Origin of the sequence: Turneriella parva DSM 21527 (assembly GCF_000266885.1) — a bacterium.
GTDB lineage: Bacteria > Spirochaetota > Leptospiria > Turneriellales > Turneriellaceae > Turneriella > Turneriella parva.
Map to the genome: position 1 here is coordinate 1,757,611 of NC_018020.1, position 11,769 is coordinate 1,769,379.

Genomic DNA, 11,769 nt, shown 5'->3' on the forward strand with positions numbered 1-11,769 from the left:
CCCCTCCGCTACGCTCCCCCCCCTCTCCTTAAGGAGAGGGGGTTGGGGGGTGAGGTTTGCCACCATTGTTATTCTTTCAGCGACCCACTGCGCCAAGCTGCCGACTGTCAACGAAACCTTCGAGCGTGCGCTCGGCAATTTTCGCCTCGGTGGTGCGGTAGTCGGCCTCGCCGGTCAAGGCCTGACGCTCAGCGCTAACGGCGGCAGTCCCCTTGCGATTACGCAAAATGGCAGCTACCAGTTCGATGTGGCGTTACGGGATAAATCCCCCTATGCCATCACGATTGCGCAACAGCCGCAAAACCCGAAGCAGACGTGTACGCTCTCGAATGCGAGTGGTGTGCTGCAGTCAGAAGCAATCAACAACGTCGACGTCAACTGCGTCAGCGCTCCGTTTCGGGTGGGCGGCACCGTGCTCGGGCTCATTGGCGGTTCGGTGAAAATTCAACTCAACGCCAGCGAAGAGTTGACGCTCAGCGCCAACGGCACGTTTCAATTCACGCAGACGATTGCCGACGGCACCATGTACAACGTGCAGGTGACGCAGAACCCAGGTTCGCCGGCGCAGACCTGCTCTGCGAGCAAGAACAAGGCGAACGTGCGCAGCAAAGACGTAACCGACGTCGCGATCGTCTGCGCGACGCAGAATTTCACTATTGGCGGTTTTGTCGCCGGACTCACCGGCTCGGGGCTCAAACTCTCGCTCAACGGCGGCCCTGACCTCACAGCCGCCGCAGGCTTCTTTACATTTCCGCAGGTGATCGCCGACAATTCGGCATTCAACGTGCAGATCACGACGCAGCCCACCAACCCCGCGCAGACCTGCACCGTGAGCAACAACCAGAATATTCTGCAGGGCGGTAACATAACCAACGTGCAGGTGCAGTGCGGCAGCCAGTCTTATGCGGTTTCGGGCACAGTGACGGGCCTCGTCGGGCAGGGGTTCACCTTGCAGATTAATGGCGGCTCAGAGCTGCTCGTCGGTGCCAATGGCGCGATTACTTTTCCCGCTATGGCCGATGGCTCGGCCTACAATGTGCAGGTGCTCTCGCAACCGACGTTGCCCACGCAGGTGTGCGGCGTCGTGAACAACAAGGGCACTATAGCCGGCGCTGCGGTCACCGATGTGCAGGTGATCTGTTCAGTACAGGCATACCAGATTTCGGGTTATATCGCCGGGCTTTCGGGCGGCACCGTGACACTCGTCAACAATGAGAACAACGACGAGATCATGAATGTCGGCAACGGCTTCTTCAACTTTGCCCGGCTGATACCCGACGGCAGCGCCTATTCGGTTGCCGTGAAAAACCAACCGCTGAGCCCGCTGCAGTTTTGTTCGATCTTGAACAGCACGGGTGCGATCAGCGGCGGCAGCGTCGGTAATATCTTCGGCTATTGCCAGCTTGCGTACCAGGTCGGTGGCACGGTGACGGGTCTTGCGGGGCAGGGGCTTGCGTTGCAGATCAATGGCACCGAAATCAAAACCATTGCCACGAACGGCAGCTATAACTTCACCTATGGCCTGCCCGGCGCCGCAACCTATTCGGTGCAGGTGCTGAACAACCCGAAGGGCCTCAGCCAAACCTGCGTCGTTACGAATGGTTTCGGTACGATGCCTTCTTCAGCGGTGAGCAATGTCAACATCAGCTGCACCACAGACTATTTTGCGGTAACGGGTACCGTGCGCGGTCTTGCTGGCAATGGCCTCACGCTGCAGAACAATGGTGCTAACGATGTCGTACTCAACACCACCGGCGCAGACATCAATTTTGCTTTTGCGACCCAGATCGATGGTTCGGGTTACGACATCACGATTCTGAATCAACCTTCGAGCCCGCCGCAGAATTGTATCGTTTCGGCTTCGGGCACTTCGGCCTCGGGTACTGTATCGGGTGGCAACAAAACAGGCCTCTTGATCGATTGCGCGCCCGATGCGCCAGGGCAACCTGATCTTCTGGCTGCAGACGACAGTGGTAGCAGCGACAGCGATAATATCACGAACCGAACGACGGCATTGACGTTTCAGGGTAATGCCGAAGCAAATTCAACGGTGACGCTGATGAATGGCGCTACACAAATCGCCACGACGACTGCGAACGGCTCAGGTTTCTGGCAGGTCGACGTTAACCTCACCGAAGCAGTCTATAACCTGACTGCACGAGCAACCAATGCCGCTGGCTTCACCTCTGCCGACAGCCCGGCACTTCTGGTGACAGTAGACGTGACAGCACCCCTCGTACCGACAATTCCCGATCTTCAAGATGCCGACGACACCGGAACATCTGTGCTAGACGACAGAACCAATGTTACAACAAACCTGACATTCACCGGCAACGGCGAATCGGGGCAATTAGTGCAATTGCTCGAAGGTGCGACCATACTGGGCTCGGGGCTTGCAACCGGCGGCACCTATACTATCGATCTGGCGCTCGCCGCTGGTATACGCAACATCACCGCGCGCGTCATGGATGCCGCCGGTAATATTAGCGGCGCTTCGCTGCCGCTCAGCGTCACGATCGACACAACGGCCCCCACTGTGGCGCTCAGCTACAACCAGAGCGGCAATACGACGGGCCCCTTTGCCGCGGGTAGTCTCACCGTCACCGCCACTTACAGCGAGGCGCCCAATGGAACGCCAAACATTACGGTTGATCAACCGGGATCTTCAGATGTTACCACGGCCATGCTCCCGACGGCAAACCCTCTCGTATTCACTTACACCTACACGGTGACGGCTGATAATGGTGGCGCCTTCCAGGACGGCACAGCCACCGTGAGCCTCAGTGCGACCACGGATACCGCGGGAAATTCGTCGCAGGCCCCCACGAACGCAAGCTTCGGTATTGCAACTGCAGGTCCCGCCATCACCTCGGCCGTGCTCGCGAACAGCAATGCATACATCGACGTAACATTCAGCTCGGGCGTATACACGAACAGTGGCCCGCCCTCGGGAGCCGTGCACACGGGGGATTTTCTATTGGATTTTTCAGCCAATGCCGGCCCCGCGAGCGGTGCAACCATCAGCTCGGTGAAAAAACCCGACAACACAGTAGAGGCATCGGCGTCTGCTCTCACGGGCGGTGAAACCGTTGTGCGCTTCTTTCTCGCAATTACGTGTAGTCCCCCGGTACCCTGCAATCCGTCAGGGGCTGAGACGATTAACATTCGAATGTTTGATGCCAACTCCATCTATGACCTATCGAACAACCCGGCAAAGGCATCCGTGGCAACCGGCGCAAAATTTCTGTTCGATAAGAAAGTGCCGACGATTACAGCGGTAACGCCCAATACGGTGCTCAAAGACAGTAATGTCGGTTCGGTAAGCGTCAGCATCACTTTCAGCGAGGCGATGGACACGACATTCAATCCGTCGCAGACATTGACCGTCGGCGCGACACCGTACACAATTACGGGTTCAAGCTGGAGCGTCGGCAACACGGTCTGGACAGGATCATTCGCTTTCACCGACCTCAATGCGACAGCGACGGGTAGCTATACAATCAGTGGCTTTCGCGATATTGCGAGCAATGTGATCGCTACCAACACAAGTTACACGATCAATGTTGATACGCAGAATCCCGTCTTTTCAGCGGTTGCGCCTGCGAATTCAGCGAGCGCCAATACGACTGCTGTCAGCTACACACTTTCAGAAGCCTTGCAGGCCGGCACCGTCACGTGGACCCGTACGGGCGGTAGTACAGACGGCTCCTCGCCGCACACCCAAACTCTAGTGCCCGCTGAGCTCGCGAGCGGCACGTTCAGCGGTGTTCTAACCAACCCGCCGACTCTAGTGAGCGGTGCGGTCTATACGATCACTTTCAACGGCAGCGATGCCAATGGCAATGCCGCACCGACCGTCACGCGCACTGGTTTCACCTTCGACACCTCGAAACCCACGGTGAGTTCGGTTTCGGTAACAGCCCTTCGAGACGCCGATGTCGGATCAAAAAGTGTCAGCATTACTTTCAGTGAAGCGATGAACACCGCTGTGAATCCCTCGCCGACAATTACCGGACTTGCATCTGCATACACCATCACCGGCTCAGCGTGGTCAGTCGGCAACACAGTTTGGACAGGTGCGTTTACCTTCATCGATAACAACGAAGCTGCAACGGGTACCTACAATATCAGCACCTTTCAAGATGCGCAGGGCAATGTCATGAATGCCGATACCGCGCGCACGGTTACTGTCGACACCCGAAACCCGGCGATTACCGGTAGAACATTGCATTCGCAAAATAACTATATCGACGTGACCTTTGACCAGGGTGTTTATACCAATAGTGCCGGCGCGGGTGCGCTCATCGTTTCTGACCTCGTGCTGACCTTTACGCAAAATGGCGGTGGGGCAACAGCGGCGACGATCGCTTCGGTCACGAAAACCACGGGCAGCGCTTTGACGGGGGGAGAAACAACGATACGCTGCAATCTTTCCATTACCGGCACCGCAACTGGCGTCGAGACCATCACCGTGAGGCCTGCGGCGTCGCAGATCTTTGACAGCGTCGGCAATGCCGCGCCGATCACGACGGTGACTGCTTCGATAAACCTGAACCCGGGAGATATATTGCCCCCGACCATCACTCTTGTCCAGACTCTCGATTCTAACGGCAATGGCCGCATAGACGCGTACAAAATAACGTTTAGCGAAAACATTGTCGATTCAAGTTTTCCCGGATTTACGGCCAACAACAACCTCGGCACGGTCACGACCGCGTGGCTCGTGGCAGGCTACACCAACGTGCAACTCGCCCACGGCACAACAGCGCCCACGGGTCAAACCGATGTGCTCAACGACAACGTCATCTACCTGAAATTTTCAGAATTCGCTAATGGATACGATACCGGCGCCAAGCCAGACCTGACGACGACCGCCTCGCCCGGCGTCAAAGACCTCGCGAATAATACCATGGCGCAGCTCTTCACGGCAACGGTTACCGAATCTGACACAGCAGCGCCGATTATCACAGCGGCCGAAGGCACAGTGGGATATAACCGCGTGTGGCTGGCATTTTCTGAAGCGGTGGATAACTCTGCGGCCATCGGCTGCCTCACAACCATTACGCAAACGGCCTTGTCTTATAACAATATCGCTGCGGGCGGGGCAACCGCGGTTAGTGCGACACCCTGGGACGATGAAAACGGCTGCGATGCGTTGGTGCGGTTCAACACCAATGCCAACCTGCTGACGGCCGATGCCAATGGTTCGGGCGACAGGGTCGGGGCGGCCTCAGCAACCGCAATCTACGACGCGGCCGGCAATGCGATGACGACAACGCAGGTATCGCTCACGGCGTCTGCCGGCGTCTTCACCGCGCTCTACCCCACCAACGGCCTCAACTGGATGGACTACATCAGAAACAACGGCACGACCGTGTTTAACGCGAATTCGACCGCCTGCACCGGCAGCGAAACCGGCGGCTATTACAAGTGTCTGCATGGCGGCGCAATGCGCGTTGAGTCTCTACCGACCGGCAACACAGACTGCACGGGTGTCACGGCGATCGATTCATTGGATGCGTTTAATTGGGTGTGCGATACATCCACCAACCCGGTGCGCATGGTATCGACGGCGCTCAATGAGACGAAGAACCTGAGCGACCTAATCGATTGGGGTACGTGTGGGGGCACCGATCTTTCACCGTGTAAATGGAAGCAGATGACGCTGCGCATCTTTCGCAATGGCAATGAAATCAAAGTAACGCCGCCTCGCTATTGGGCGGCGAACAATATCGTGAGGCGAGTGGTGAGCGGTATTCCTGTTTCACTCAACACCAGCGGTACCATTCACGTCATCATGACCAATACAGACGCTACCTTCAGTATCTCCGCAAAAAATGCCCTGGTCGTGCAATCAGGTAGCAAGGTCGCCAACACGACGAACAACCCCGTCGTTGGAGGCGGCAGCGCCGACTTCTCGTGGATTGAAGGCGAATTTGAGCAGCAGAACACGGGAAATGCCTGCTTTCGCGTCGGCGGTAAATTTCAGGTGGTGAGAAATGCCAGTGCACGCGGGCTCAATTCACCGTCTTTCAGAATTCAAACCAGCGCCGATAATGTTTTATTGTTTAACACGGCGGTGGGATACTCGCCGAGCTCTGAAAATTATCTATTGGATAGCCCAAATTACGCCACGCTTACCAAAATTCGCGGCGCGAACACGACCGTAAAACTTTTTGATACAGGGGGCACAGGATCGGTTATCCATAACGCGCTGGGTATTGGCGCAGGTAGCCAGGGCATAGCTGCCACGAGCGGCATCAATGTCACAGTGCTGAATTCAACAGTCGGTATGCTTACGGGTGCAGGCTTCACCGGCTCTGCGACAAATGGTGGCGGAGTATTGATGAATTTCTTGAGTGCGCAAACCGGTTCGTCGGGCATAACGCAGGCAAACACGAAATTTTCGCACCTGAATATAGCGGCGGCGCACGCGGCGACGAGCGGCGTTCTGGTGCAGAATACCGCCGCGCATTACTGGGGTGGTCTATTGCGCTTCGGCAGCAACACCGGTAAGAATTGTGACACCTCGGCAACGACAGCGACGCTTGCAGGCCTCGTTGACACAACTTGTGCCAATGGTGGTGCCTCCGATGCAACCTTCACATCGGGTATCACCATGGCCGGCACATTCGTTGGCAGGGTGACCACCAATGATGCGGTGAATACCTCAGATACGAACGGCACTGCGCCCTTTGCCTCGGGGAACAATTGGCTGAACTTTGCCAATGACTACCGCCTTTGGGGAAAAGACGGCACAGCTATCACCGATAGCACTACACGCGGATCTTGCACCAGTGGTACCTGCCGCATTTGGGATATGCGGCTGACCTCGACTGATACGGGAGCGGGCGGGGCGGCCGTCGCTTACAATGTCAACGCGCTGCCTTATGGCAATCAGGCATACTCACACGCCTGGTATTCAGCGACTGCCCCCACGGCACAAAGTTCGTGCGATAACTACGCGGCGATCGGTTCTACTTTCGTCGCTAGCGGGGGAGCGTGTTCGTACCCAGGTTATAAAACCAACAGTGCCTGCACGGGCGCCACCGGTAACTGGTCAGCAGCGAAGTGCGTTTCTACTTTCATACCTAATGCCACCGAGTTTATCGGCGACGGCGTCGGCAACGAGAACGGTCTTTGCGAATCGAATGAAGTCTGCCTGTTCACACCGAATATCGGCGCTTATCAGGGCGAAGAGACGAACCCAACGGTCAACTGCCCGGCAGGCACCACCTACCGCTGGTGGGGAAAAACTTATTGTAAAGAAAACTTCATCGACGGAACAGTCGCCGGAGTCACGTTGCTGCGCTTTGATACCAACGGAATCGATGGTTCGGGCAACCCTGTTGCCTGGACGCCACGAATGCTACCGATATCTATGGACAGCGTCAGATGGTGGCTCGATGCCTCTCAGGGCGCCTACAGCGATGCCGGCGCCACGCTCGCCTCGAACGGTCAGACAGTACAACAATGGAACGACCAGAGTGGTGGCGCCCGCCACGGATCATCGGCTACCGCTGGCAATCGGCCAACCTATGTCACCGGAGCGATCAACGGCCGACCCGTGTTGCGGTTTGACGGTACTTCAGACCAGCTGTCGTTTAACGGTAATTTTTTTCTAAACACAGCATACACATTGATTGTTGTCGCAAAAATCACCAGCAATAAGGCAGATAACTGGTTTCTTGCAGGTGATACCAACGACGCCAATGCAGAACTGCGGTTGGGCTTCTTGAGTACTTCTTCGTTTCAGCTGGGTCAGGGCAGCAATTCATTGGCCGTGACAGAATCGGCGAGCGGCAACGCCGACATTTATCTCGGTAGTCTCAACACATCAACGGGCCGGGCGATAAGAAAAAACGGAACCTTGCTCACCAGCGATGCCAACACCAGTACGGTCTATTCATACACGAATTCACGCATAGGCAGAAGAGGCGCGGGATTTTTCTTTCAGGGCGATATTGCCGAAATTATCGCGTTTAACAAAGAGCTGAGCCAGACTGAACGCGAGATGGTGCAGTGTTACCTCGGCAAAAAGTACAGTATTGCGCTGAGCCACAGCTGCCCATGACAGGCCAATAGGTTACTCAATCCATTCTGGCGTGATACCGCGCGGCAGCAGCACTTTCTTTTTGAGACTTGCGGGCAGCCGAAGCCCCTCTGCCGATTTGATGCGGCTGATGTCAACCTTACCACCAACGTCGGCCGGCAATACCAGCCCCTGAGCGGTTGCGAGCCGGCCCATATAAATGGTGCCACCGACTGTCTGGGGAAACTGTAAGCCCTCTGCCGATGAGAGTCCGACCAGGTAGAGACTGCCGTCGACGATTTCTGGAAGCGTAACACCTTTCGCCGAAACGATGCCGCTCAGAAAGAGGCTGCCATGAATAACCTTTGGCAACTGCAGGCCCTTGGCGGTTCTGAGTTTGCTCAGGTACAGGCTGCCGTGCATGGTTTCTGGCAGGTGCAAGCCTTCAGGCGATTTCAGGCTACCGAGATCAAGCCCACCGCTGAAGCCCGCGGGCAATTGCAAACCTTTTGCCGATATGACGCTACTCAAATAAACGGTGCCTTGAAAAGTCGCAGGCAAATTTAATCCCTCGGCTGATTCAAGCTCGCTCAGAGAGAGATCACCCTGCATGACCTTCGGCAATATTAATCCTTCTGTTGATTTGAGGCCGCTCAGGTTCAATTTGCCATAGAGGATTTCAGGCAATTTCAGGCCTTTTGCTGATTCGCGATCGCTGAGGTCTAATTCACCGACATGCGCCCTGAATCGCCCGCTGAGCGCGTCTTTCTCGTTTGTACTTATTTCTTTCCGTTGAATTTTATATTTCTCGGCTATTTCTTTCTTGATTGCACTGGCACTCAGCTGCCGTGGCGGCTTGGCCGCATGAATATTTGCATACGGCGAATGCTGCAGCACCAGAATGAACAGGCCGGCGTGAAGGGTCTGGCAAATGATTCGCATCATGGGATTTCTTTTCACATTTGCCTGCAAGCGCAACTCTTTACTGGCATGGATTCGATTTTCAATCGGGAGCATCTTTTGAGTTCGCATAAATTCTGTTGGGCGCAATTTGATATGAAAATATTTCACGCAATTTTGCTTGATAACATAAGGTCAATAATTTCGAGTAAGACGGTTTCAGAGTAAATTGTATGAGTCAAGCCGCATCACAAGCCGCCGCATTCTATAAAGATGTCACAAAAAATAGAGAAATCTGGACAATTCGTGACGAAGACGGGTACCCTGCACCAATGACCAGTAGCAAGAAGAGATCACAGCCTTTTTGGTCTTCTGAATCGCGAGCAAAGAAAATCATACAGAATGTCGCCGCATATCATGGTTTTAAAACGGTCAAAATCGAGTATCATAAATTTATCAATGATTGGCTACCGGGTTTAGATAAATATGGGCTATTAGCCGGCTTGAATTGGTCTGGACCACGAGCCGTCGGCTATGACATTGAACCGAAGCAGTTAAAGCAAAACCTCGAGAATTACAAAGCCGAAGAAACATAGCCTGGCCGTGGCTTCCGAATATCAAACTGCGCCCAACAAATTTTACGCGCTGCGGGCGCGACCGCTCCGCTGGGTCGCGTCCTCGGGTCTTCGCGGCAGAAGATCGCGGATGACGCGCACACCGGGAGGTGTGTTTTCGCGCGTCACCGCGAGCCGCTACGACCACATTTTGACTTGCTACGAAGACGCAGCAAGTCAAAACGTCAGCGTAAAATCCACGTTGGGTGCAACTGCGAAAGCATTCTACCTTTAATTCTTGAAATTCTGATTAGGAATTGACGGTTTACAGACATGAGACGAAGGTATTTATATGCAGCCGGTAATGGATAAAGCTGACATACTTAACAGACTCAAAGATGCCAAACCAGAGTTTGCTCGTTATGGGGTGCAAAATATTGGCCTATTTGGCTCTTTTTCTCGCTCCGCGGGGCGGCCGGATAGTGATAGTGATGTTGATTTTGTCGTGAGATTCAAGCAAAACGCCACAGATTTCTATAATTTCATGAATTTGGCTTACTATCTTGAAGATAAATTAAACCGTAAGATTGACTTATTGACCTTCGACTCCCTTCCTGAGAATTTCAAAAAGGTAGTGGAAAAAGAGATAGTTTACCTTGAAGTCTGATTTTGAATATTTGGGCTATATTCTTGGGGAAATAGATTTTCTTGAGAAGGAATTGAAGGCCATTACAGAAAGCGCGTTTCTAACCTCTGAGATACATAAGCGGGCTACCGCAAGGAGCTTGGAGATTATTGGAGAAGCAGTAAAAACGATTTCTCCAGGCCTGAAATCTAAATACCCTGAGATTCCCTGGAGACTGATTGCTGGCACCCGCGATAAATTGATACACGGTTACTTCATCGTAGACTATAAAATCGTATGGGATGCGGCCACGAATAAACTTCCTGCCTTAAAGCCACAATTGAAAGAGATTCGCCTGAAAGAAAAAGACATCTTTCAGGCGGGCTGACTTCAATCGCAGCAGCGCACAACAAAATTTATCTGCTGCGCTCCCTGCGGTGCCGTAGCTTCACCGAAGACGGAGACCGTAAGAGCGGTCGCGGGTGCTCGGCCCTACGCGCCAAAGATGCCTTCGTCGCACAAACGGGACGTATGTTTTGTGCTCCACCTAGCACGGAGACTCGGCTTCGCCTCGTCGCAGGCAGGCGCTTCGGGCTTATTTGGTGACGCAAATTTGCTCTACAGACTGAAATAATGAAACATGCGTCACCAAACGTCAGCGTAAATTCCACGTTCACCGCGGGGAAATTTCTTCGACCAGTTGAATGTACTCGTCCATTTTTGCCAGAGCATGCATGCGCTGGTCGGGCGTTAGCGTCTTGTCGGCGGTAAGGGCCATTTCTTTCAGCAGAGTCAAAGTGCGCTGAAAACGTACCTTAAATCTCTGCGGCACATTGCGCTCCTGATAGATCATGCGGCCTTCTAAATCTGCCTTGAGCGTCTGGTGATCGGGTTTTGAGCGCAATAGCCTGACAAATACCCCCTGCTGGTCTTCGCGGTAGCGCAGCCAGTCGACCGCGCTGTCGGCTATCGAAACGTATTTTGTGCGCAGCATGTCTTTCTGCAATTTTGTGAGTGACCCTGTCCATTCTTCGATTTGTTTCACAATCGCCTGAAACTCTTCTTGCTGGCGCACGCTCAGCGGACGGGCGAGCTTTTCATCGAGTTCACGGTTTTCTTTATCGAGCTTCTTTTGAAAATGGTTCAACTGATCATCGCTGAGGGTCTGCAATACATTTACCAAATCGGGTATTATGCGGGCGTAAATGGCATTGCGGTGCCGGGTCAACCGGTCAGTGAGCCAGAGCAGATCGGCTTCGGTCAGAGTCGCAGCAAGACGGCTGCGCAGATCTTTCAGATCGGCGCCGTAAAGTTTCAGTTGGGTTGTACGGTGCCAGGCGTGGTGTACCTGAAGCCGTGCTTTCAGATATTTCTCTTGAGTGGAGTTCAGGTCGAAATATTCGTCGATTCGATTGAGAATTATCTGCGGCAGAAGGTTGTTATACGCAACCTTGCCGAGGGCCCTGGTGCAGCATGCAACGGAGAGAACAAAAGCAAACAGCAGCGTCAGCCGCAATCTTCGGCGCATAAGGGTCTGCGCGGCAGATCGCAAAACGACGAATTTCAGAAAAAGTTCCGCGATTTTCGAAGCGTAAATCGCTCTATGAACGGGCTGAGGCCCGCTTTTCCCGAATTTCGTTGTTTTGCTGTAGCTATAA

General features: G+C 54.0%; 6 protein-coding genes. 4 read left to right on the top strand and 2 right to left on the bottom strand.

Features of this window, described 5'->3' with window-relative positions; translation table 11 throughout:
• Positions 1–49 precede the first annotated feature (49 nt).
• Positions 50–8,074: an Ig-like domain-containing protein gene (locus tag TURPA_RS08590; RefSeq protein WP_041948411.1), complete on the top strand. Its 8,025-nt coding sequence runs from the start codon at positions 50–52 to the stop codon at positions 8,072–8,074.
• Between the two features lie 12 nt (positions 8,075–8,086).
• Here TURPA_RS08590 and TURPA_RS08595 read toward each other — a convergent pair whose 3' ends face one another.
• The gene (locus TURPA_RS08595) at positions 8,087–8,977 is read right to left on the bottom strand and encodes a hypothetical protein (protein WP_157210449.1); all 891 of its coding nucleotides are present in this window, start codon (positions 8,975–8,977) and stop codon (positions 8,087–8,089) included.
• A gap of 188 nt (positions 8,978–9,165) precedes the next feature.
• On the opposite strand from TURPA_RS08595, the gene TURPA_RS08605 reads away from it, so the two are divergent.
• The 3 genes from TURPA_RS08605 to TURPA_RS08615 all read left to right on the top strand — a co-directional run bounded on the left by TURPA_RS08605 (position 9,166) and on the right by TURPA_RS08615 (position 10,499).
• Positions 9,166–9,528, top strand: coding sequence for a DUF2750 domain-containing protein (locus TURPA_RS08605; RefSeq protein ID WP_014802910.1), 363 nt, complete (start codon positions 9,166–9,168; stop codon positions 9,526–9,528).
• 310 nt (positions 9,529–9,838) lie between these two features.
• Positions 9,839–10,153, top strand: coding sequence for a nucleotidyltransferase family protein (locus TURPA_RS08610; protein ID WP_014802911.1), 315 nt, complete (start codon positions 9,839–9,841; stop codon positions 10,151–10,153).
• Complete coding sequence (locus tag TURPA_RS08615; RefSeq protein WP_014802912.1) at positions 10,143–10,499, top strand: HepT-like ribonuclease domain-containing protein; 357 nt, start codon at positions 10,143–10,145, stop codon at positions 10,497–10,499. Before TURPA_RS08610 ends, TURPA_RS08615 begins: the two co-directional genes overlap by 11 nt.
• A 285-nt stretch (positions 10,500–10,784) precedes the next feature.
• Here the strand turns inward: TURPA_RS08615 and TURPA_RS08620 are convergent, their stop codons facing one another.
• A complete protein-coding gene (locus TURPA_RS08620; protein WP_014802913.1) occupies positions 10,785–11,639 on the bottom strand; it encodes a DUF6279 family lipoprotein in 855 nt (284 codons plus the stop codon).
• Positions 11,640–11,769: the final 130 nt, after the last annotated feature.

What these genes read in the sequence shown, in the direction of transcription:
- TURPA_RS08605 (WP_014802910.1), top strand. Translation starts at nt 9,166, where the DNA reads ATGAGTCAAGCCGCATCACAAGCCGCCGCATTCTATAAAGATGTCACA.
- TURPA_RS08620 (WP_014802913.1), bottom strand. Translation starts at nt 11,639, where the DNA reads ATGCGCCGAAGATTGCGGCTGACGCTGCTGTTTGCTTTTGTTCTCTCC.
- TURPA_RS08610 (WP_014802911.1), top strand. Translation starts at nt 9,839, where the DNA reads ATGCAGCCGGTAATGGATAAAGCTGACATACTTAACAGACTCAAAGAT.
- TURPA_RS08595 (WP_157210449.1), bottom strand. Translation starts at nt 8,977, where the DNA reads ATGATGCGAATCATTTGCCAGACCCTTCACGCCGGCCTGTTCATTCTG.